The following is a 22,557-nucleotide window of genomic DNA, read 5'->3' as shown; positions in this document are numbered from 1 at the left end:
TCGGCCCGCCGGCCCGGCCGCACCGGCCCGCCGCTCGACCGGCCCTCGGCTCGACCGGTCGATGTGGCAGCCGGCACGTCAGCGGCCGGCCGGTGCGCGAACCGCCCGACCGCACCGGCCCTGCGCCCATGGTGCCCGGATCGACGGTGGACGGCCGTCAGCGGCCGTCGCGGCTGGCGACGATGGTCTGCACGGTGCGCTCCAGCGCGTACCCCGGGTCGGTGCCACCGCCCTTGACCTGCTCGTCGGCCACGGCGACGGCCCGCAGCGCCCGGGCGAGGCCGTCCGGCCCCCAGCCGTTGAGCTGCCGCCGCACCCGGTCGACCTTCCACGGTGGCATGCCGACGTGCGCGGCCAGCTGCCCGCCGCGCAGGTTGCGCGGCGCGCTGCCCACCTTGGCCAGCGAACGCACTCCGCCGGCCAGCGCGCTGACGATCAGCACCGGCGCCACCCCGGTCGCCAGCGCCCACCGCAGCTGCTCCATCGCCTCACCCAGCCGGCCCTCCACCGCCTTGTCGGCGACGGTGAAACCGCTGACCTCGGCCCGGCCCCGGTGGTAGCGGGCGACGGCCGCCTCGTCGACGGCCTTGCCGGGGGTGTCGAAGGCGAGCTGGCTGCAGGCCGCGGCCAGCTCGCGCAGGTCGCTGCCGACCGCGTCCAGTAGCATCTGCGTCGCGTCGGCACTGATGCTCCGCCCGGCGGCGCGCATCTCCGACCGAATGAAGTCCAGCCGCTCCCCCGCCTTGGTGAGCTTGGTGACGGTCACCACCGCGGCGCCCGCCTTCTTCAGGCCGTCCACCAGCGCCTTGCCCTTGGCGCCCCCTGGGTGCAGCAGGACCAGCGTGACGTCCTCCGACGGCGCCCTGGCGTATGCCAGCGCCTCGGCGATCACGTCTTTCACCAGGTCCTGCGCCGACCGGACCGCGATGACCGACCGATCACCGAACAGGGACGGTGACGTCAGCCGGGTCAGCTCGCCCGGCTCCACCTTGCTTCCGAACAGGTCGTACACCTCGGCCTGCGGGTCGGCCGCCCGCGCGGCGGAGACCACCGCGCCCATCGCCCGTTCGGCGAGCAGCTCCTCGTCGCCCAGCACGAGCGTCACCGGGGCCGGATTGGTCGCCATGCCAGCAGCATCCCACGCCCACCCCGCCCGCCGCGCACCACCCGCTCACCTACGTCGCGCAGCGACCGCCCGGGCCCGACCTCGGAACGGCCCACCCCCGGTCCCCCGCAGGCTGCGGCCACAAGGTCACCTGCTGACGGCCCCTGGGGCGCAGCGAGCATCAGGCCCCGCCTGGTCACCGCCCCGCCGGAGCCCGGCGGCACGGATCCCGCGGCCTCGGCGGGACGGGATCAGCCGGGAGGGCCGCGGGGGACGATGGCGAGGTGGCCGTGGTCGGCGATGACGGCGAGGGCGCCCTCGCGGTCGGTGCGGTGGACGCGGATGCCGAGATCGCGCAGCCGGGTCAGGGTGAGCGGCGCCGGATGGCCGTAGTCGTTGCCCGCCCCTACGCTGATCAGCGCCGCCCGGGCGCCGGTGGCGGCCAGAAAGCCGGGGTCCTGCCGGGCCGAGCCGTGGTGCGGGACCTTCAAGATGTCGGCGGGCGGCAGCCCGCGGGCCAGCAGGGCCTGCTGGGCCTCGGTCTCCACGTCGCCGGTCAGCAGCACCGAACCGGCGGCCCAGCTCGCGTGGATCACCACGCTCGCGTTGTTCGCGACCGAGCCCTCCCCCGGCCCCGCCGGCAACAGGCCGGCGTCCGGGGCGAGGACGGTCAGCCGGACCGGGCCGATCTGCCAGACGGTGCCGGGCGAGGCCACCCGGGGCGTGACGTGCCGCCGGGCGAGATCGGCGTGCACCCGGGCGCTCTCCTGGCGCGGCTCGGTGCCCGGGCCGGTCAGCACGACCCCGACCCGGCGGTCCCGGAACACCCCGTCCAGGCCGCCGACATGGTCGAAGTGCGGATGGGTCAGGATCAGCAGGGGCACCTCGCGGACGCCCAGCTCGCGCAGGCAGCGGTCCACCGCCACCACATCCGGGCCGGTGTCGACCACCACGGCCCGGCCGGCCCCGGCGGCGAGCACGTGCGCGTCACCCTGGCCGACATCACAGGAGACCATCAGCCAACCCGGCGGCGGCCACGATCGCAGCACCGGCCCGGCCAGCACCAGCACCAGCACCAGGCCGGCGGCCATGGCGCAGGCCAGCAGCCGCCAGGCCCGGCGGCGCAGCACGAACCAGGCCGTCGCGGCGATCAGGGCGAGCAGTAGCAGCCCGGCCGGCCCGCCGGGCCAGGAGAGAGTCGCGGCCGGGAGTCCGGCCGCCTGCCGGGCCACCCAGATGATCCAGCCCACCGCGTACCCGGCCGGCCGGACCAGGACCTGGGCCGCCGGCAGGTGAAACGGCGCGACGACCGCCGCCGCGAAGCCGAGCAGCGTCGCCGGCGCCACGGCCGGCCCGGCCAGCAGGTTGGCCGGCACCGCGACCGGCTCCAGCTGCCCGGCCATCACCACCAGCAGCGGGGTCACCGCCGCCTGGGCGGCGCAGGGGACGGCGATGGCCTCGGCGACCATCCGGGGCAGCCGCCCGGCCAGCCGGTCGCGCCACCGGGGCGCCAGCACCAAGATGCCGCCGGTGGCGAAGACCGACAGCGCGAAGCCGTACTCGCGGGCCAGCCCCGGGTCGAACAGCACCAGGCCGAGAACCGTGGCCGCCAGCGCGCCGAGGCCGGCGGCCGACCGCCCGGTCCCAAGGGCGATGGCGGCCACCGAGCCCATGACCAGCGCGCGCAGCACGCTCGGCGAGGGACGGGCCACGACCGCGAACGCCATCATCGCCGCGATCATGCCGGCCGCCCGCAGCCCGAGCGGCAGGCCGGCCAGCCGGGACAGGGCCACCACCGCGCCGGCGACGATGGCGAGGTTGGCCCCGGACACCGCGGTCAGGTGGCTCAGCCCCGCCGTCTTCAGGTCGGCGCGGACCTGTTCCTCCATGAGCGACAGATCACCGACCACCAGCGCCGGCAGCAGGCCGCGCTCGTCCGGCGGCAGGACGCCCGCCGCCTGCCGGAGCCCGGACCGCAACGTCGCGGCGACCCGCTGCGGCGGTGACGGACCGCTCAGCCGCTCTGGCGCCCCGGCGGCCAGGAGCACGGCCGCCAGCAGCTCGCCCGGCTCGGGAGGGGCCAGCCGGCCGTGGACGCGTAGCCGCTGGCTGGGCAGCAGCCCGCGCCACTCGTCACCGGAGGCGAACACGACCAGCGGCGCCCGCACCGCGTAGGCCCGTCCGCCGGCGGTCACCAGCACCGCGGCGGCCGGCACCACGATGCGGTCCCGGCGGACCAGCCCGCGATGGCCGGGCAGCACCCGGGGGTCGTCGGTCAGCGTCACCTCCAGCACGACCGCGGCCCGCCGCTGCGCCAGCTCCGCGACCGGGCCGGAGGTGACGGCGTGCACCCGGAACGCCACCGCAGCCGCGGCCCCCGCGATGCACCCGAGCATCCCGAGCGCCACCCCCCGGCCCGCCCGCAGCGCCGGAGATCGGCCGGCCCGCCGCGGCACACCGTGGCCGGGACCGGGCGGGACCCCGACCGACCAGCCCGTCCCCGCTCCCCTCCGCTCCGGCCTGCCCGGGCGGCGGCCCGGCGCCAGGTGACGACCTCGTGGCATCGCGGCCACCGCCGCCATCAGGACCAGGGCGGTGAGGGCGGTCAGCACGCCGGTGCGGGCCGGGCAGCCGAGCAGCACCAGGGCGGTGCCCCAGGCGGCCAGGGCCGGCGGCACCAGGCGGGCGGCGAACGCCGACGGCGCCTCCGAACCTTTCACCTCTGGCCCGCGCGGGCGGAATGCGGCCGAAGGACCGGGTGCGGGCGGGACCGGTACGAGCGGACCTGGTGCGGGCGGGCCGGGGGCGGTCATACGGTGACCTTGTCGCGGAGCTCGGCGAACTTGCGCTCGCCGATGCCGGGAACCTCGCGTAGCTGATCGACGCTGCGGAACCCGGAGTGGCGGGTGCGGAACTCGGCGATCCGGGCCGCCAGCACCTCGCCCACCCCGGGCAGGGTCTCCAGCTGGTCGGTGGTCGCGGCGTTGAGATCGAGGACCCCACCGGTGGCCGCGCCCGGACCGGCCGTGATCGGCTCCGAGCCGGCCGGACCGGCGGTCACGCCCACCATGATCTGCTCGCCGTCGATCACCCGGCGGGCAAGGTTGAGCGGGCCGGCGCTCGCCCCCGGCCGCACCCCGCCCGCGGCGGCCAGCGCGTCGGCCACCCGGGAGCCGCCCGGTAGCGCGACCAGGCCGGGCCTGCGCACCTTACCGGCGACGTGCACCATCACCCGGGCCACCGGCGTCGGGCTCGCCGGCGGGCGGGACGGCGCGGCCACCGGGAGCGGCGGGGGCAGCGGCTCGGGCTCCGGCCGGGCCCGCCAGGCGTAGACCCCGCCCGCCAGCGCGGCCAGCAGGCCGACGACCAGGAGCACCTTGAGCCCGGGGCGCCCTGGATCGAGACCGGCCATCCGGGTGGGGATCGTGGCCCCCAGCAGCTCCCGCACCGTGCCGCCGATCACCGGCGCGCCACCGTCCCGATCTCCCGCCGCGCGCGGCACGCCGTCGTGCCCGGCAGGGTCCCGTGCCGGACCGGACCGGCGCCGATCATCGTCCGGGCCGGCCGGCATCGGTGACGCGCGAAGGCGCCCGGCCGGGGCGAGGTCGGCCTGGTCGGCATCGGACCCGGTCCCCGGGTGCTCCAGGCCGTCCGGATAGCCGGCCGGATAGCGCGGGACGGGCGGTGGGCCGGCGGGAGGGCGCAGGGCGTAAAGGCGGGCGGCGCCGACCTCGCCGCCGTCCGACCCGTTGACGGTTCGCACGCCAGGCACGCTAGGCGGCGCCGGGCACCCCGGCAGGCGCCGAGCGACGTTCTGTGGATAACCGGCGGAGCGGCCGGCTAGGTGTTCTGTCCCGTGAGGTCAGGTACGCGGCTGGCGGGTGGTAGGCGGTTCAGTGCGGTATGGCCGGGGCCACGGTGATGCCGAGCATGCCGGGGCCGGCGTGCACGCCGACGGCCGGGCCGACCTCGGTCACCCGCATGCTCGCCAGGCCCGGGACGCGGTCGGTCAGCTGCCGGGCCAGCGTGCCGGCCCGGGCCGGGGCGGCCAGATGGTGCACGGCGACGTCCACCCGCCGCTCGCCCGCGGCACTGACCGCGAGGTCGGCCAGCCGGGCGATGGCCCGTCCCGAGGTGCGCACCTTCTCCAGCGGGACGATCGTGCCGCCGGTGATGTGCAGCAAGGGCTTGATGGCCAGCGCCGAGCCGAGGAACGTCGCCGCGGTGCCGAGCCGGCCGCTGCGGCGCAGGTGCTCCAGGTCGTCGACGTAGAAGTAGGTCATCGTCTCCGCCGCGCAGGCCCGGGCGGCCGCGGCGACCTGCTGCCGGGTGCCGCCGCGCCGGGCGGCCCGGGCGGCGGCGAGCACCGGGAAGCCCAGTCCCATGGCCAGCGAGCCGCTGTCGACCACGTCGACCGGCACCAGGGCGTCCGCCGCGGCGAGCCGCGCCGAGTCAGCCGTACCCGACAGCGCTGCGGACAGGTGGACCGAGACCACGCTCGCCGCGCCGCGGGCGGCGGCGGCCTCGTAGGCGTCGGCGAAGCGCTGCGGCGCCGGGCGCGAGGTGGTGACCGGCGACCAGGCGGCCAGCGCCTCGGCGACCGCGGCCGCGTCGATCTGCGCCACGTCGTCGAAGGTGCGCCCGCCCACCGCGACCTGCAGCGGGATCACCAGCACGCCTTCCCGCCCCGCCTCGGCCGGGTCGAGGGCGGCGCTGGAATCGGTGACCACGGCGACGGCTTGCGACATGCCCGAAGGCTACCCGGGCGCCACCTGCGGAAGGTCACGGCCGCCAGGGCCGGCGGACGGGCACACCGGCCGGGCGGCATGCCGGACCCGGCGATGGGTGCCCGGCCCGGGGCGGACGCGAGAGCTTCGGCCGCGGCGGGACCGGCCGGTGGAGCCGGCCGGCGCAGGTCACCGGACGGGGGCGGGCGTATCCGCCCGCGTTCCGTTCCCGGCGCCGGACCGCAGGAGCCAGGCGCCCGGTGGCGGTTACTGGACGGGGGTGCCGCCGCGCCAGACCCGGCGGGGCTTGAGGCCGAAGCCCCAGGCGAAGGCGCCCTCGTGGTCGGCGTCCCACTGGACGATGTCGGCCAGCCGGCCGGGTGCGAGCACGCCGCGGTCCGGGGCGCCGAGCACGGTGGCGCCGCCGAGCGTGGCGGCGCGCAGGGCGTCGCCCACGCTGATGCCGAAGGCGGCGACCGCGAGCCCGATCACCAGGGACATGGAGGTGATGCCGCAGTGCCCGGGATTGTGGTCGCTGCCGAGCGCGACGGTCACGCCCTGGGCGAGCATCCGGCGGACCGGCGGGAGGGTGCCCTGCTGCAGCGCCGTGCTGGGGCAGACGACCGCGGGCACGCCGTACCTGCCGAGCAGCGCGATGTCCTCGTCGGTGGTGTTGTGCAGCAGGTCGGCCGAGGCGCAGCCGAGCTCGGCGGCCAGCTGGACGGCGCCGCGGCGCTTGTGCGCGCCGGCGTGGATGCGCGGCAGCAGGCCGACGTTGCGGCCGGAGGCCAGCACCCAACGGGCCTCGTCGGTGGTGAAGTGGCCGTCGTCGCAGTAGACGTCGACGCTGTCGGCACCGGCCGCGGCGGCGTCGGCGCACCAGGAGCCGACGGCCTCGACGTAGTCGCGCTGGCGGCCGAAGTACTCCGGCGGCACGACGTGCGCGGCGAGGAACGTGACGTGCACCCGCGGCATCATCGGTTCCTTCTCCAGCTCGCGCAGCAGCCGGATGTCGGCGAGCTCGCCGTCGCGGGTGAGGTGGTAGCCGGTCTTGGCCTCGACGGTGGTGGTGCCGCCGAGCAGCCAGTCGTGCAGGCGCTCGCGGACGCCGTTGCACAGCGTCCACGGGTCGGTGCCGCGGGTCACGGTGACGGTCGAGCCGATGCCGCCGCCCGCGGCGGTGATGGCGCTCGGCGTGGACCCGCCGGACCGCATGGCCATCTCGGCCCAGCGGTTGCCGGCGTAAACCGGATGGGTGTGCGCGTCGATGAGGCCCGGCGTGACCAGGGCCCCGCCGAGGTTCTCCACATGATCGACGTCGACGATGTCGTCGACGACCCCAGGCACGCTCTGCGGCAGGTCGGCGGCCCGGCCGACCCAGGCGATGCGGTCGTTGTGCACGAGGATCGCCGCGTTGCTGCAGACGTCGTTGCCGGTCCAGAGCCGGCCGATGTTCGTGAGCAGCCGAACCGTCATGGCATCACCACCCCGGTGGGGATCGAGCGGTCGTCCGGGAACACCGTGACGGCCCGGTCGGCTCGGGGCGCCATGCCCGCCGGGTCCGCTCCGTCTCCGGACGTCATGGGGGGTCTCCTGATCTCATCCGCACCGGGTGCGATGACGGTATCGCCGCGATCATGGCCGGGCGATTTCAGTTCAGTTACGTTATTTCACAGGTCGGCTCGATGTACAGGCTTATCGGGAAGAACGCCGCTTGTTCTCCTCGCGGGCACGGCGGTGCGCCGCGCGCCCTGGCATGTCTGATCTGCCCTGTGGGTGCCGCCTGGTGTCGCCCCGGCCCCCTGCCGCAACAGGAGTCACACACGTCATCATGCGAGACCAACGCCAGAATGCCTTGTCAGGGTTTCCATATCGTAGCAATAACCGAGCACCACGGGCCACTGCCACTTCCTGCACTTATGCGAAGTTACCCCAGGTAGATGCGCTTCAAGGCGGTTTGCCCATTTTATTGACGCTTGGGCTATATGTCGGGCAGGCGGGCGGGCGGAATGATCTTACGGGGAGCCGTGTAGCCTTCAGGCGGGCACCACGCCCGCGAAGACTGAAGAACAAGATGTAGAAGCCCGCGGGGAGATGTCTTGACCGTGCAGGAGAGCAGCAGCAGGCGGCGCATCGAAGATCTTATGCGCGAGAACGAGGACCGCCTGGTCGACCGCTGGGTCGAGATCTCGAACGCCCCGCTGCGTGGCCGGGTCGTCGACAGCGACGTCCGCCGTGAGCTGCGGGACCTGCTCCGGGCCTTGCTGCGCTCGTCGGAGTCGCCCGACGGCGGCGCCGACCTGCGGGGCCTGCTCGCCGATCTCTCCCGCACCCGCGCGCGCCAGGGCTTCACCCCCGGCGAGACCGCGCTGGCCGTCTTCACCCTCAAGGAAGCGGTGTACGAGCTGGTCGAGGCGGACGGCGGCGAGGAGGTGCTGCACGGCTACATCAGCCTGTCCCGCACCATCGACGAGCTCGGCCTTTACACCTTCGAGGCCTACACCGCCGCCCGCGAGAAGATCATCGCCGACCAGACCGAGCAACTGCTGGAGCTGTCCACCCCGGTGGTGAAGCTGTGGGACGGCATCGTCGCGGTGCCGCTGGTCGGCACGCTCGACTCCGCCCGCACCCAGGTCGTGATGGAGAAGCTGCTGCAGACCCTGGTGGACACCGGCTCGGAGTACGCGGTGATCGACATCACCGGCGTCCCGGCGGTGGACACCCAGGTGGCCCAGCACCTGCTCAAGACGGTGATGGCCGCCCGCCTGATGGGCGCCCACTGCATCATCTCCGGCATCCGCCCGCAGATCGCGCACACGATCGTCACCCTGGGCATCGAGTTCGGCGACATCGTGACCAAGGCGACCCTCGCCGACGCGCTCGCCTTCGCCCTGCGGCAGAGCGGGGTCGAGGTCGTGAACCGGCGCCGGACCCGGGTGTCGGTCCGCGCGGAGGAGGCCTGACATGGACCGGGTGCCCATTCTCAAGATCGGCGACGTGCTGCTGGTGTCCATCCAGGGTGACCTGGACGACCAGTCGGTGCTGACGCTCCAGGAGGACCTCGCCGAGCGCGTGGTGGCGACCGGAGCGGTCGGCGTCATCATCGACATCACCGCGGTCGAGATCGTCGACTCCTTCGTCGGTCGCATGCTCTCCACGATCGCCGGGATGTCCCGGATGCTGGACGCCGAGACCATCGTGGTGGGCATGCGCCCGGCGGTGGCCATCACCCTCGTCGAACTCGGACTCTCCTTGGGCGGGCTGCGCACCGCCCTGGACCTGGAGAAGGGCATCGCCCTGCTCGGCCGGACCGCCTCGGCCCCCCTCGACGACCTGTCCGCGGTCGGGCAGTGAACCGCCCGGGGGCGGCCGGCACAATGGAACAACTCTCCATCACCTCCAACGACGACGTGGTCATCGTCCGCCAGAAGGTGCGGGCGCATGCCATCGACCTCGGCCTGTCCCTCGTCGACCAGACCAAGGTGGTCACCGCGGCCAGCGAGCTGGCCCGCAACACGCTGGTGCACGCCGGCGGCGGGCAGGCCTGCATCGAGGTCGTGCAGAACGGCATGCGGCGCGGCCTGCGCCTGGTGTTCAGCGACAACGGTCCGGGCATCTCCGACCTCGACCTCGCCCTCACCGACGGATGGAGCAGCGGCGGCGGCCTGGGCCTGGGGCTGAGCGGCAGCCGCCGGCTGGTCGACGAGTTCACCCTCGATTCGGACCCCGGCCGGGGGACCGTCGTGACGGTGACGAAATGGACCCGCTGACCCCGAGGCCATCGGATACCTGGCTGCGGGTGGAGGACTCCAGCGCGATCGGCGCGGCCCGCCGGGCGGCCAGCCAGCTCGCCGCCGCCCGCGGCTTCGACGAGGAGCACGTCGGCCAGGTGGCGGTCGCGGTGAGTGAGGCCGCCTCCAACCTGGTCAAGCACGCCGCCGACGGCCAGATGCTGATCCGCCCGCATCCCAGGGCGGAGACGTCCATCGAGGTCATGGCGATCGACCGCGGGCCCGGCATGGCCGACACACTCGCCTCCATCCGGGACGGCTACTCCACCACCGGCACGCTCGGCATCGGCCTGGGCGCGATCACCCGGCTCAGCGACGCCTACGACCTCCACTCGCTGCCCGGCAAGGGCACCGTGCTGAGCATGCACTTCACCATGCGCGGCGCCGAGCCGCCGGACGGCGGCGCCTGCGGGCTGACCCGGCCGGTCGGCGAGGAAGTGATCAGCGGTGACGCCTACGCCTTCCACGAGTCCGCCGGGGTGATCACCGCCATCGTGTGCGACGGGCTCGGGCACGGCGTGCAGGCGGCGGCGGCCTCCCAGGAGGCCGTCCGCGTGTTCGCCGCCGCCCCGCCGGAGCCGCCGGGCCGGCTGGTGGAGCGGGTGCACCGCTCTCTCGGGCAGACCCGCGGCGGCGCGGTGGCCGTCGCGCGCGTCGACCGGGCGGCCGGGCGGGTCACCTACGCCGGCGTGGGCAATATCTCCGGGTGGATCGCCGGCTTCGACGGCCGCCAGGGGCTGGTCTCGGTGCCCGGGATCGCCGGCCACAACGCTCGGCGGATCCGCGAGTTCGACTACGAGCTGCCGCCGCACGGCGTGGTGGTGATGCACTCCGACGGCCTCACCGAGCGGTGGGACCTGACCGGTTACCCGCGCCTGCTGCGGCACGGCGCGCACGTCATCGCGGGCACCCTGCTGCGGGACTGGGCCATCCGGCGGGACGACGCCTGCGTCCTCGTGGTGCGTGCGACGCCGTGACCCGAGACCTGATCACGGTGGCGGTCCGGGACGACCGGGACGTCTTCACCGTGCGGCAGCTCGGCCGGGAGGTGGCCGAGGCGGTCGGGCTGGACGACCTCGACCAGATCCGGGTGGGGACCGCGCTCAGCGAGGTCGGCCGGGAGATCGTCACCGGCGTCCGGGACGCCGAGGTGACGTTCCGGCTGGACGACGACCTCGGGCTGATCATCGACATCGGCTACACCGCCGGGCCGGACCCGGTCGAGCCGGGCGGGGTCACCCTGGCCGGGCGGCTGATGGACACGCTCGAGCACGACGAGGCCGGCCATCGGGTCGTCATGGTGAAGCACCTGCCGCCCACGCTCAGCCGGCCGCAGGGTGACCTCGGGGGCATTCGCGACCGGCTCATCGAGCTGGCCCCGACCAGCGCCCTGGACGAGCTGCGCCAGCGCAACCGCGAGCTGGCCGCCGCGCTGGACGACTCCCGGCGGCAGCGCGAGAGCCTGCTGCGGGTCAACGCCGAGCTGGAGGAGACCAACCAGGGGGTCTTCGCCCTGTACAACCAGCTCTCCGAAGAGCTGGAGGAGACCAACCGCGGCGTGGTGGCACTGTACGCCGAGCTGGACGAGAAGTCGGCGCAGCTCCGCGAGGCCGGCGAGGCCAGGAAGCGCTTCTGGGCGACGATCAGCCACGAGCTGCGCACCCCGCTCAACTCGGTCATCGGGCTGACCCGCCTGCTGCTCGGGCCGGGCGGCGACGAGCTGAGCGCCGAGCAGCAGTTGCAGGTGGAGCTGATCGGCGCCTCGGCGCAGACGCTGCTCGGCCTGGTCAGCGAGCTGCTGGACATGGCGAAGGCCGAGTCCGGCCGCCTCACCTCCCAGCGCTCGGCCGTCGACCTGCCGGCGCTCGCCGACCGGCTGCGGATGACGCTGCACCCGACCACCGGCACCGAGGTCCGGCTGGTCGTGGACGTCTCCGCGGTCCCGGCGACCCTGCTGACCGACGAGGTGCTGCTGACGCGCGTGCTGCGCAACCTGCTGTCGAACGCCCTGAAGTACACCGAGTCAGGGGAGGTGGCGCTGCGCGGCCGGGTCGACGAGGAAGCCGGCGAGGTGGTGCTGGAGGTGTCCGACACCGGCATCGGCATCCCCGAAGAGCTCCAGGCCCGGGTCTTCGAGGAGTTCTACCAGGTGCCCGGCGCCCTGCAGGTGAAGGCGTCCGGTACCGGGCTCGGGCTGCCGTACGCGCGGCGGCTGGCGGGCGTACTGGGAGGTAGCCTGCATCTGACGAGCGTTCCCGGCGAGGGCACGACGGTCGCGGTGCGGTTGCCGCTGGCACCGGAGGGTCAGGACGACGGGGGGCGGCCGGCGCGCGACGACCCGCAGCACGGCCCCGCGGCCCCGCCGGCGAGCGCGTAGCGGTCCCGGCCGGCCGCAGGCGTGATCGGCCGACGGTGGGGAAGTCCACCCGCACGGTATGCGGCCCGACGCCGCGGGCCGACCGAAGAGGGAGTATGAACGAGAATCCCGCGACCATCCTGGTGGTGGACGACACCCCGACCAAGCGCTACATCCTCGGCAGCTGGCTGCGCCGGGTCGGTCACGAGGTCGTGGAGGCCACCTGCGGCCAGGAGGCGCTGGAGAAGGTGCGGGCGATCTCCCCGGACCTGGTCATCCTGGACGTGCGGCTGCCGGACATCGACGGGTACGAGGTGTGCGAGCGGATCAAGGGCGATCCGACGACCGCCGCGATCCCGGTGATCCAGATCTCGGCGCACGCCATCTCGGTGCTGGACCGCGCGCACGGCCTGGACCGCGGCGCCGACGGCTACATGGCCGAGCCGATCGAGCCCGAGGAGTTCATCGCGACCGTCCAGGCGACGTTGCGTTACTACCGGGCCCGGCAGCGGGCGGAGCTGATGGCGCACCGGCTCGGCGCGCTGACCCAGGTCACCCTGAAGATCAATGCCAGCGCCACGTTCGACCAGATGCTGCGGGCCGCGGTCGAGGGCACCGCGGAGATCCTGGACCGGCGGGCCGGCGCGCTGGCGATGGGCCTGGACGGCCGGACCCGCCGCTGTTCGGTCATCGTCCCCGGCGACGAGGCGATCTACCAGCCGGTGGTGCCGGACGCGCTGGACCGGGTCAGCGCGATCGCGCTCGGTGACGCGGCGGGCACCGCGGAGTTCTCCGCGACGCTCGGCGAGTGGCTGCGGGTGGTGCCGAACGCCACCATCCGGATCGGCATGTTCGGCGTCATCTCCCGCACCCGCGTCGGCCGGACCCCCGTGGTCCTCGGTGTCGAGGCCCTGGAGGATCTGGACGCCGATGAGGCGAACATCCTCAAGCAGCTCTGCCAGGCGCTGGCCATCGCGGCGGACGCGCTGCGCACCTATGCCGAGGAGCACCTGATCGCGCTGACCTTGCAGCGCAGCTTCCTGCCCTCGCACATCCCCTCACCGGCGGGCCTGGAGCTCGCCGTGCGCTACCAGCCCGCGGTGGACAACGTGGAGGTGGGCGGCGACTTCTACGAGGTGATGCGGCTCGGCGACCGGCTGCTGGTGGGCATCGGCGACGTACAGGGCCACTCGCTGCACGCGGCGACGATCATGGCCGAGCTGCGGCACGCGCTGCGCGCGCTGGCGGTGGAGGAACGCGATCTCGGCCGGCTCATGGGCCGGCTGAACGACGTGCTGCGCCACTACCACCCCGGCATGACCGCCACGGTGTGCCTGCTGCTGATGGACACCGCCACCGGCGAGATCGAGATGGCGAACGCCGGCCACATCCCCCCGGTGATCGTCGGGGACGGTGAGGCGGTCTACCTGGACTGGGGCAATCTGCTCATCGGAGCCGCGCCGGAGCGGTACCGGGTGGACCGGCTGCGGATCCCGCCGGAGGGGGCGCTGCTGATGTTCACCGACGGGCTGATCGAGGACCGCGACGTGCCGCTGGACCAGAGCCTGGAAGTGGTGCGCACGCTCGCCATGTCGGCCGGCCAGGACCTGGAGGCCTTCTGTGACCGGCTGATCGACCATTTCGGCCCGCGGGAGGACGACGTGGCGATCGTGGCGCTGCGCCGCACCTGCTGACGTGGCGGGCCGGCGCGGGAGGAAACCCGCGCCGGCCCGGGTGGTTCAGACCGTCTCGACCGGCTTGGCGGTGCGCTCGAGCTCGTGGTAGAGCCCGGCCGGCACCCTGGCCCGCAGCACGGTGCCGTCGCCGGTGTGGTCGACCGACAGCACCTCGCCCTCCTGGTGGGCCCGGGCGATCAGGTCGCCCCGGTCGTAGGGGACCAGCAGGTGGACGTGGTGGTCCAGCCGGGGCAGGTCCCGCTCGATCAGGGCGAGCACCTCGTCGATCCCCGCGCCGGTGCGGGCGGAGACCACCACGCTGCGCCGCTCGCGCATCGTGAGCCGGGTGAGGACCACCGGATCGACGGCGTCCGCCTTGTTGATCACGATGATCTCCGGGATGTCGCGGACGCCCTCGATGTCGGAGAGCACCTCGCGGACCGCGGCGATCTGCGACTCCGGGTCCGGGTGCGAGCCGTCGACGACGTGCAGGATCAGATCGGCCTCGCCGACCTCCTCCAGCGTCGAGCGGAACGCCTCGACCAGCTGGTGCGGCAGGTGCCGGACGAATCCGACGGTGTCGGCGATGGTGAACAGCCGGCCGTCCGGGGTGCGCGCCTGGCGCACGGTCGGGTCCAGGGTGGCGAACAGGGCGTCCTCCACCAGCACGCCCGCGCCGGTGATCCGGTTGAGCAGCGACGACTTGCCGGCGTTGGTGTATCCGGCGATGGCGACCGCCGGCACCTCGCGCCGCGCCCGCCGGGCCCGCATGGTCTCGCGGGCGACCGACATGCCGCCGATCTGCCGGCGGAGCTTGGCCATCCGCTCGCGGATGCGGCGCCGGTCCAGCTCGATCTTCGTCTCACCGGGGCCGCGGCCGCCGATGCCGACGCCGCCGGCGGCCCGGCCGCCGACCTGCCGGGACAGGTTGCCGCCCCAGCCGCGCAGGCGGGGCAGCAGGTAGCTGAGCTGGGCCAGCTCGACCTGGGCCTTGCCCTCGCGGCTCTTGGCGTGCTGGGCGAAGATGTCCAGGATCAGCGCCGTACGGTCGATGACCTTGACCTTGACGATGTCCTCCAGCTGGCGGAGCTGGCCGGGGGTGAGTTCGCCGTCGCAGATCACGGTGTCCGCGCCGGTCGCGACCACGATGTCGCGCAGCTCGGTCGCCTTGCCCGAGCCGATGTAGGTGGCCGGGTCGGGCCGCTGCCGGCGCTGGATGAGACCCTCCAGGACCTGGGAGCCGGCCGTCTCGGCGAGCAGCTTCAGCTCCTGCAGGGAGTTCTCCGCGTCGGTCGCGGTGCCGGTGGTCCACACCCCGACCAGCACCACCCGCTCCAGACGGAGCTGCCGGTACTCGACCTCGGTGACGTCCTCGAGCTCGGTGGACAGACCGGCGACCCGCCGCAGCGCCTGCCGCTCCGCCAGGTCGTAGTCGCCGGTGGCGAGCTCGGCGAGGTCTTCGTAGGACTCGTTCGACATGTACGTCTTCTCGGTGGCTATGGTGGCGCTCCCTTGGCGCTCGGGTGTGGTTCTACACACGGTTCAACACGTGAATCTCGTGCGCTCTTCCCGATGGTGCCACGGGGGGCGGTGCCGGTTCACCTTCTTTTGGGGCCGGCACCCCGGCGCCGCGGGAGTCAGCCCTTCAGCACCTTGGCGTCGCCGGAACCGGTCTGCACGACGATCCGCCGGGTGGCGGAGGCGGAGGTACCGACCTCGACGACCTTCTGCCCGGAGCCGGTGCGCGCGGTGACGTCGTAGGTGTCCTGCGGCACCCGGACGATGGCGCTGCCCGAGCCGGTGCGCAGCTCGGCGGTCCCGGGTGCGGTGGCGAACCGCAGTTCCACGTCGCCCGAGCCGGTCTCGGCGGACGCCCGCCGGGCGGTGAGCGCGCTCCCGCCGATCTCGCCGGAGCCGGTGACGGCCTTCAGCTCGCCCGACACCGCCCGCAGGGTGATGTCGCCGGAACCGGTGTGCAGGTCGACCCGCAGATCGCGCGGGATCTCGATCTTGTAGTCGACGCCACACCGCCATTCGTCGCGCGGGCAGTCGTAGTCGAGCGTGAGGGTGCCGCCGTCGACCGGGTGCCGGGTCCGCGGCGGATCATCGGTCCAGTGCACGGTCTCGGTCACCCGGACGCCGGACCGGCCGGTCTGGTCCACGACGATGGCGCCCGAGCCGGAGTCCACCTTGAGCATGGTGAGCCGGCCGCCCACGTCGTAGGTCTGGACCTTCTCCTGGGCCGGCGAGGCCAGGCTCCGCAGGCCGCATCCGCTCAGCAGCAGGGCCGCGCCCAGGACGGCACCGGCGGCGGCCAGGCTCCGGCGGCCGCGGGACGGGCCGGTGGCGGCGGGACGGGCGGTCGAGATGCTCATGGTCCAAGGATGGTCCCGCCGGTGCCCGGCCGCCCATCGGGGACTTCCCCGACCGGTCCCTTACCCGTCCCGCAGACGGCGCCCGGCGTTGACCGCCGGCCCGGCCGTCGAGTAGCGTCGATTCCATAATCCAGAAGGACTTTTCCGTATCGTGGAAAGCTCTTGGTGAATTCGTGGAGAGGACGGCCATGGCGGGCGTTGAGATCACCGGTCCCCTACCGGACCGGTTCGGCGAGATCCTGACCGGCGAGGCGCTCGACTTCGTGGCCACCCTGCAGCGGGAGTTCGACGGCCGGCGGCGCGAACTGCTGGACGCCCGGCAGGCGCGGCAGGCCGAGCTGTCCGCGGGCGGCACCCTCGACTTCCTGCCCGAGACCAGGGCGATCCGCGAGGATGACACCTGGCGGGTCGCCGAGCCGGCCCCCGGCCTGGCCGATCGGCGGGTGGAGATCACCGGACCGGTCGACCGGAAGATGACGATCAACGCGCTGAACTCCGGGGCCAAGGTCTGGCTCGCCGACTTCGAGGACGCCAACTCCCCGCTGTGGGAGAACGTCGTGGCCGGCCAGCTGAACCTCCGCGACGCGCTGGACCGCACGATCGACTTCACCGCCGGCGGCAAGACCTACGCGCTGCGGCCGGACGAGGAGCTGCCCACCATCGTGGTCCGCCCGCGCGGCTGGCACCTGACCGAGAAGCACCTGCTGGTGGACGGCGCCCCGTGCTCGGCGTCGCTCTTCGACTTCGCGCTGTACTTCTTCCACTGCGCCCGCCGGCAGCTGGACAAGGGCCGCGGCCCCTACTACTACCTGCCGAAGCTGGAGTCGCACCTGGAGGCCCGGCTGTGGAACGACGTGTTCGTCCGGGCCCAGGAGCTGCTCGGCATCCCCCGGGGCACGATCCGGGCGACCGTCCTCATCGAGACCTATCCGGCCGCGTTCGAGATGGACGAGATCCTCTACGAGCTGCGCGACCATTCGGCCGGGCTGAACGCCGGCCGCTGGGACTACCTGTTCAGCGTGATCAAGAAGTTCCGCACCCGGGGCCGGGAGTTCCTGCTCCCCGAGCGCAACGCGGTCACCATGACCGCGCCCTTCATGCGCGCCTACACCGAGCTGCTGGTCCGCACCTGCCACCGGCGCGGCGCGCACGCCATCGGGGGGATGGCGGCGTTCATCCCCTCCCGCCGCGACGCCGAGGTCAACAAGGTCGCCCTGGAGAAGGTGCGGGCCGACAAGACGCGGGAGTCCGGCGACGGCTTCGACGGCTCCTGGGTGGCCCACCCCGACCTGGTGCCCGTCTGCGCCGAGGTGTTCGGCGCGGTGCTCGGCGACCGGCCTAACCAGCTGGACCGGCTGCGCGAGGACGTGTCGGTCTCGGCGGCCGACCTGCTCGCCGTCGCCAAGACGCCGGGCGACATCACCGAGGCCGGGCTGCGCAACAACGTGGAGGTGGCGCTGCGCTACCTGGCCGCCTGGATGGGCGGCAGCGGCGCGGTCGGCATCCACAACCTGATGGAGGACGCCGCCACCGCGGAGATCTCCCGGTCGCAGATCTGGCAGTGGGTGCACAACGGCATCGAGCTGGCCGACAGCGGCCGGACCGTCACCAAGGAGCTGGTCGAGCGGGTGATCGCCGAGGAGCTGGACGGCATCGGCCGGGAGCCCGAATTCGACCGGGCGCGGTACACGCAGGCCGCCGAGCTGTTCGCCGAGGTCGCGCTGGATGACGACTTCGCCGAGTTCCTCACCCTGCCCGCCTACGCCCGCATGCCGTGATCGCGGCCGGGCTCGCCGACCGGCTGGCCGCGATCACCGGGCCGGACGGGCTGATCACCGACCCGGTGCGGCTGCGCACCTACGAGTGCGACGGCCTGACCTACCACCGGGCCACCCCGGCGGTCGTGGTGCTGCCGGAGACCGCCGAGCAGGTCGCCGCGGTGGTCCGGGCCTGCCACCGGGCCGGCGTCCCGTTCGTCGCCCGCGGCGCCGGCACCGGCCTGTCCGGCGGGGCGCTGCCCCGGGCGGACGGGGTGCTGGTGGTGACCTCGCGGCTGCGCCGCGTCCTGTCGGTGGAGCCGGAGAACCGCCGGGCGGTGGTGGAGCCGGGGGTGACCAACCTGGCGATCACCGAGGCCGCCGCGCCGTACGGCCTCTACTACGCTCCCGACCCCTCCAGCCGGCAGGTCTGCACCATCGGCGGCAACGTCGCGGAGAACTCCGGCGGCGCGCACTGCCTGAAGTACGGCTTCACGGTCAACCACGTCCTGGCGGTCGAGCTGGTGACCCCCGAGGGGGAGATCGTCTGGCTGGACACGATGGACCCCGGCTACGACCTGCTCGGCGCCTTCATCGGCTCGGAGGGCACCCTCGGCATCGCCACGAAGATCATCGTGCGGCTGACCCCGGAACCGGAGGCGGTGACCACGCTGCTGGCCGCCTTCCCCGACGTCGAGTCCGGCGGGCGGGCGGTGTCGGCGGTCATCGCCGCCGGCATCGTCCCGGCGGCGATCGAGATGATGGACGCCCTGGCGATCGAGGCGGCCGAGGCGGCGGTGCGCTGCGGCTACCCGGCCGGCGCGGGCGCGGTGCTCATCGTTGAGCTGGACGGCCCGGCCGCCCAGGTGGTCGCCGAACACGAGCGGGTGGTCGCGCTGTGCCGGGAGAGCGACGCCTTCGAGCTGCGGGTCGCCGAGGATCCGGCGCTGCGGGCGGCGATCTGGCGCGGCCGCCGGGCGGCCTTCGCCGCGGTCGGGCGGATCAGCCCCGCCTACCTCGTCCAGGACGGCGTGGTGCCGCGCACCGCGCTGCCGGAGGTGCTGGCCGGCATCGAGGCGCTGTCGGCGCGGTACGGCGTCCGGGTGGCCAACGTCTTCCACGCCGGCGACGGCAACCTGCACCCGCTGGTGCTGTTCGACGACGGCGAACCGGGCGCGGGCGCGCGCGCCGAGGCGGTGTCGGCGGAGATCCTCGACCTGTGCCTGGCGCATGGCGGGTCCATCACCGGGGAGCACGGGGTCGGCGTCGACAAGGCGCGGCACATGCCGAAGATGTTCGGCGCGGCCGACCTGGACACCATGCAGCTGCTGCGCTGCGCGTTCGACCCGGCCGGCCTGGCCAATCCCGGCAAGATCTTCCCCACCCCCCGGCTGTGCGGCGAGGTCCCCGGCGTGCGCCGGGCGCCGCACCCGCTGGTGGCCTCGGGCGAGGCGGAGCTGTTCTGATGGCCGCGCCCGCCTCACGCGAGGGGGAGTTCACGGTGGACGGGGTGCCCGTGCGGGCCGGCGGGCCCGCCGACGCCGTCGCCGGAGTCGTCCCGCGATGGGTGGCGCTGCCCGGCTCCACCACCGAGGTGGCCGCCGTGCTGCGGGCCGCCGCCGCGCGCGACCTGGCCGTGCTGCCCGCCGGGGGCCGCGCCACCCTGCACTGGGGGCCGCCGCCGGAGCGCTGCGACCTGCTGCTGGACACCGGCCGGCTGGACCGGGTGCTGGAGCACGCCGCCGGCGACCTGGTGGCCCGGACGCAGGCCGGCGTCCCGATGGCGGCCCTCGCCGCGACGCTGGCCGGCGCCGGGCAGGAGCTGGCCCTGGACGTACCGGTGCCGGGGGCGACCGTCGGCGGGACGCTGGCCGGCGGGCTCGCCGGCCCGCGCCGCCTGCGCTACGGCACCGCCCGCGACCTGCTGATCGGCGTCACGGTGGTGCTCGCCGACGGCACGGTGGCCCGGTCCGGCGGCAAGGTCGTCAAGAACGTCGCCGGCTACGACCTGGGCAAGCTGTTCACCGGGTCGCACGGCACGCTCGGCGTGATCGCCGAGGCGACGTTCCGGCTGCACCCGCTGCCCGCCGGGCGGGCGTTCGTCACGGTGACCGTCCCGGACCCGGCCGCGCTCCCCGGCCTGGCCGCCGTCGCCGCCTCCCCCGCCGAGCCGAGCGCCGTCGAGCTGGAGCTGCCGGATCTCAGCGGCCCGGCGACGCTGGCGGTGCTGGTGGAGGGGGTCGCCGCCGCCGAGCGCGCCGAGGTCCTGCGCCGGGCGCTCGGGCCGCGCGCGGCGATCGGGACGCGGGCCCCGGCCTGGTGGGGCCGGCCGCCGGACGGCGGCCACCTGCTGGAGCTGCGCGTCCCGCCCGCCGCCGTCCGGCCGGCGCTGGCGGCGATAGGGGCCGCGGCCGGGGACCTGCCGGTCGCCGTCCGCGGGTCGGCGTGCGTCGCGGTGCTGTACCTGGCGCTGCCCGGGGACGTCCCGCCCGCGGCCGCCGCGGCGTTCGTCGCCGCGGCCAGGGCCGCGGTGGCACCGCTCGGCGGCCGGCTGCCGGTGGTGGCCGCGCCCCCGGCGGCGGCGGCCGGCCTGGACATGCTCGGGCCGGTCGGCGCCGCGGCGCTGATGCGGCGGGTCAAGGACCGTTTCGACCCCGAGGGGCGGATGGCGCCGGGCCGGCTGCTCCCGGCGGCCGGTGGCACGACGGGAGGACCATGGACCCCGAGCTGATCGACGACTGCGTGCACTGCGGCTTCTGCCTGCCGGCCTGCCCCACCTACGCGCTGTGGGCCGAGGAGATGGACTCGCCGCGCGGGCGCATCCATCTGATGAAGCAGCATGTCGAGGGCACTCCGCTGACGCCGGAGATGGCGGGCCACTTCGACGCCTGCCTCGGCTGCCTGGCCTGCGTGCCGGCCTGCCCGTCCGGGGTGCGCTACGACCGGCTCATCGAGTCGGCGCGGGCGGAGGTGGAGCGGGCGCACCGGCGCCCGGCGGCCGAGCGGGCGTTCCGTGCGCTGGTCTTCGGCCTGTTCCCGTACCCCCGGCGGCTGCGCGCGCTGCGGCTGCCGCTGCGCGCGGCCACCGCCGCCCGCCCGTGGCTGCGGCCGCTGCTGGACCGCCTGCCGCCGCGGCTCGGCGCGCTCGCCGAGCTGGCGCCGCCGCTCCCCCGGCCGATCCGGCTGCCCGCCCGGGTGCCGGCGCGCGGTGAGCGCCGGGCGGTGGTCGGGGTGCTGACCGGCTGCGTGCAGCGCGAGTTCTTCCCCGCGGTCAACGCGGCCACCGTACGGGTGCTGGCCATGGAGGGGTGCGAGGTGGTGGTGCCGGCCGGCCAGGGCTGCTGCGGCGCGCTGTCGGCGCACGGCGGCCGGACGGCGGAGGCGGCCCGGTTCGCCCGCCGGACGATCGCCGCGTTCGAGCGGGCCGGGGTGGACACCGTCGTGGTGAACGCGGCCGGCTGCGGGGCGACCGCCAAGGAGTACGCCGAGCTGCTGGCCGCCGACCCCGAGTGGTCGGCCCGGGCCCGGCGGCTGCGCTTCGCCGACCTGGCCGAGTACCTGGCCGAGCTGGGCCCGGTGGCCGAGCGTCACCCGCTGCCGATCACCGTCGCCTACCACGACGCCTGCCATCTGGCCCACGCCCAGGGGGTGCGCGCCCAGCCGCGGGAGTCGCTGGCGGCCATCCCGGGGCTGCGGTTGCGCGAGGTGCCGGACGCGGCCATGTGCTGCGGCTCGGCCGGCACCTACAACCTGTTCCAGCCGGCCGCGGCGCGCGAGCTCGGCGACCGCAAGGCGGCGAACGTGCTGTCGGCCGGCGCCGATCTGCTCGTCTCGGCCAACCCGGGCTGCACGATGCAGATAGCCTCGGCGGTGCGCCGGGGCGGCCGGGACATCCGCGTCGCCCACACCGCCGAGGTGCTCGACGCCTCGCTGCGCGGCCTGTCCCCCGCCGCGCTCGGGAGGCCGGGGCCGGGCGCCGCGGAGGAGGAGAGACGATCATGAGCGTCCAGAGCGTCGACCGGGCACTGGACGTGCTGGAGGCGCTGGCCGAGCACGGCGGGGCGGCGAGCCTGTCGCAGATCGCGGCCCGCACCGGGCTGCCGTACGGCACCATCCACCGGCTGCTGCGGGCGCTGCTCGACCGCGGGTACGTCCGGCAGGAGTCCGACCGCCGCTACGCACTCGGCAGCACGCTGGTCCGGCTGGGCGGTGCCGCCGAGCGGCTGGTCGGCACCTGGGCCCGGCCCTACCTCGAGAAGCTGGTGGCGCTGTCCGGCGAGACGGCGAACCTGGCGGTGATGGAGGGCAACTTCGTGGTCTACATCGCCCAGGCGGCGTCCTCCCGCCGGCTGCGGATGTTCGCCGAGGTGGGCCGGCGGGTGCTGCCGCACAGCACCGCGGTGGGCAAGGTGCTGCTGGCCGCGCGCCCGGACGCGGCCGAGGTGCTGGCGCGCACCGGCCTGCCGCGCCGCACCCCGCACACGGTGGTCTCGGCCCCGGAGATGCTGGCCGAACTGGACCTGGTGCGCGCCCGCGGGTACGCGGCCGACCTCGGCGAGGAGGAACCGGGCGTGCACTGCCTGGCCGTCCCGGTCCGCGACGGGGACCGGGTGGTCGCCGCCATGTCGGTCTCCGGGCCGGCCGGGCGGATCGACGCGCTGGACCGCGCGGAGCTGGCCCTGGGCATGCTCGCGGTGGCCGACGACTTCGGCGCGGAGGTGGGGCCGGCGTTGCGCCCCGGCCGGCCCGCGCCGGTGCCCTGACCCGGCC

18 protein-coding genes are annotated in these 22,557 nt (G+C 74.7%); 11 read left to right on the top strand and 7 right to left on the bottom strand.

Annotated features, from left to right (window positions below):
* Positions 1-157: 157 nt before the first annotated feature.
* From holA to Sru01_RS16415, 5 genes are all read right to left on the bottom strand, one after another.
* A complete protein-coding gene (holA, locus tag Sru01_RS16435; protein WP_203985605.1) occupies positions 158-1,126 on the bottom strand; it encodes a DNA polymerase III subunit delta in 969 nt (322 codons plus the stop codon).
* A gap of 230 nt (positions 1,127-1,356) precedes the next feature.
* A complete protein-coding gene (locus tag Sru01_RS16430; protein WP_239137485.1) occupies positions 1,357-3,825 on the bottom strand; it encodes a ComEC/Rec2 family competence protein in 2,469 nt (822 codons plus the stop codon).
* A gap of 89 nt (positions 3,826-3,914) precedes the next feature.
* Positions 3,915-4,868, bottom strand: coding sequence for a ComEA family DNA-binding protein (locus tag Sru01_RS35665; RefSeq protein ID WP_239137484.1), 954 nt, complete (start codon positions 4,866-4,868; stop codon positions 3,915-3,917).
* A gap of 130 nt (positions 4,869-4,998) precedes the next feature.
* Complete coding sequence (locus Sru01_RS16420) at positions 4,999-5,853, bottom strand: DegV family protein (RefSeq protein WP_203985599.1); 855 nt, start codon at positions 5,851-5,853, stop codon at positions 4,999-5,001.
* A 246-nt stretch (positions 5,854-6,099) separates the two neighbouring features.
* A complete protein-coding gene (locus tag Sru01_RS16415; RefSeq protein ID WP_203985596.1) occupies positions 6,100-7,308 on the bottom strand; it encodes an amidohydrolase family protein in 1,209 nt (402 codons plus the stop codon).
* A gap of 629 nt (positions 7,309-7,937) precedes the next feature.
* Here Sru01_RS16415 and Sru01_RS16410 point away from each other — a divergent pair.
* The 6 genes from Sru01_RS16410 to Sru01_RS16385 all read left to right on the top strand — a co-directional run bounded on the left by Sru01_RS16410 (position 7,938) and on the right by Sru01_RS16385 (position 13,673).
* Entirely contained in the window at positions 7,938-8,795 is an 858-nt protein-coding gene (locus Sru01_RS16410; RefSeq protein WP_373869522.1) for an STAS domain-containing protein, read from the top strand.
* 1 nt (position 8,796) lies between these two features.
* On the top strand, positions 8,797-9,186 hold the full coding sequence (locus tag Sru01_RS16405) for an STAS domain-containing protein (RefSeq protein ID WP_203985593.1): 390 nt from the start codon (positions 8,797-8,799) through the stop codon (positions 9,184-9,186).
* Between the two features lie 23 nt (positions 9,187-9,209).
* Positions 9,210-9,602 (top strand): anti-sigma regulatory factor, encoded by a 393-nt coding sequence (locus tag Sru01_RS16400; protein WP_203985591.1) that lies wholly within the window; start codon positions 9,210-9,212, stop codon positions 9,600-9,602.
* Complete coding sequence (locus Sru01_RS16395) at positions 9,590-10,600, top strand: ATP-binding SpoIIE family protein phosphatase (protein WP_203985589.1); 1,011 nt, start codon at positions 9,590-9,592, stop codon at positions 10,598-10,600. Before Sru01_RS16400 ends, Sru01_RS16395 begins: the two co-directional genes overlap by 13 nt.
* Positions 10,597-12,000: a sensor histidine kinase gene (locus Sru01_RS16390; RefSeq protein WP_203985586.1), complete on the top strand. Its 1,404-nt coding sequence runs from the start codon at positions 10,597-10,599 to the stop codon at positions 11,998-12,000. The genes Sru01_RS16395 and Sru01_RS16390 overlap by 4 nt, the downstream gene beginning before the upstream one ends.
* 95 nt (positions 12,001-12,095) lie before the next feature.
* Positions 12,096-13,673: a fused response regulator/phosphatase gene (locus tag Sru01_RS16385; RefSeq protein ID WP_203985583.1), complete on the top strand. Its 1,578-nt coding sequence runs from the start codon at positions 12,096-12,098 to the stop codon at positions 13,671-13,673.
* Positions 13,674-13,718: 45 nt separating this feature from the next.
* Here Sru01_RS16385 and hflX read toward each other — a convergent pair whose 3' ends face one another.
* Together hflX and Sru01_RS16375 are read right to left on the bottom strand one after the other, a co-directional pair.
* A complete protein-coding gene (gene hflX, locus Sru01_RS16380) occupies positions 13,719-15,134 on the bottom strand; it encodes a GTPase HflX (protein WP_203985580.1) in 1,416 nt (471 codons plus the stop codon).
* A 158-nt stretch (positions 15,135-15,292) separates the two neighbouring features.
* On the bottom strand, positions 15,293-16,030 hold the full coding sequence (locus tag Sru01_RS16375) for a DUF4097 family beta strand repeat-containing protein (RefSeq protein WP_203985577.1): 738 nt from the start codon (positions 16,028-16,030) through the stop codon (positions 15,293-15,295).
* Between the two features lie 188 nt (positions 16,031-16,218).
* Here Sru01_RS16375 and aceB point away from each other — a divergent pair, with 188 nt between their 5' ends.
* Genes aceB through Sru01_RS16350 form a run of 5 tightly spaced genes read left to right on the top strand, consistent with a single transcriptional unit; the run spans position 16,219 to position 22,550 of the window.
* Entirely contained in the window at positions 16,219-17,808 is a 1,590-nt protein-coding gene (gene aceB, locus Sru01_RS16370) for a malate synthase A (protein ID WP_203985574.1), read from the top strand.
* A complete protein-coding gene (locus Sru01_RS16365; protein WP_203985570.1) occupies positions 17,805-19,253 on the top strand; it encodes an FAD-linked oxidase C-terminal domain-containing protein in 1,449 nt (482 codons plus the stop codon). Before aceB ends, Sru01_RS16365 begins: the two co-directional genes overlap by 4 nt.
* Positions 19,253-20,518: an FAD-binding oxidoreductase gene (locus Sru01_RS16360; protein WP_203985566.1), complete on the top strand. Its 1,266-nt coding sequence runs from the start codon at positions 19,253-19,255 to the stop codon at positions 20,516-20,518. Before Sru01_RS16365 ends, Sru01_RS16360 begins: the two co-directional genes overlap by 1 nt.
* On the top strand, positions 20,503-21,789 hold the full coding sequence (locus tag Sru01_RS16355; RefSeq protein WP_203985563.1) for a (Fe-S)-binding protein: 1,287 nt from the start codon (positions 20,503-20,505) through the stop codon (positions 21,787-21,789). Before Sru01_RS16360 ends, Sru01_RS16355 begins: the two co-directional genes overlap by 16 nt.
* Positions 21,786-22,550 (top strand): IclR family transcriptional regulator, encoded by a 765-nt coding sequence (locus tag Sru01_RS16350; protein WP_203985560.1) that lies wholly within the window; start codon positions 21,786-21,788, stop codon positions 22,548-22,550. The genes Sru01_RS16355 and Sru01_RS16350 overlap by 4 nt, the downstream gene beginning before the upstream one ends.
* Positions 22,551-22,557 lie beyond the last annotated feature (7 nt).

It is taken from the genome of Sphaerisporangium rufum (assembly GCF_016863395.1).
GTDB classification, from domain to species: Bacteria; Actinomycetota; Actinomycetes; order Streptosporangiales; family Streptosporangiaceae; genus Sphaerisporangium; species Sphaerisporangium rufum.
Note: the sequence above shows the minus strand (reverse complement) of the source record. Positions and strands in the feature narration are given on the sequence as shown.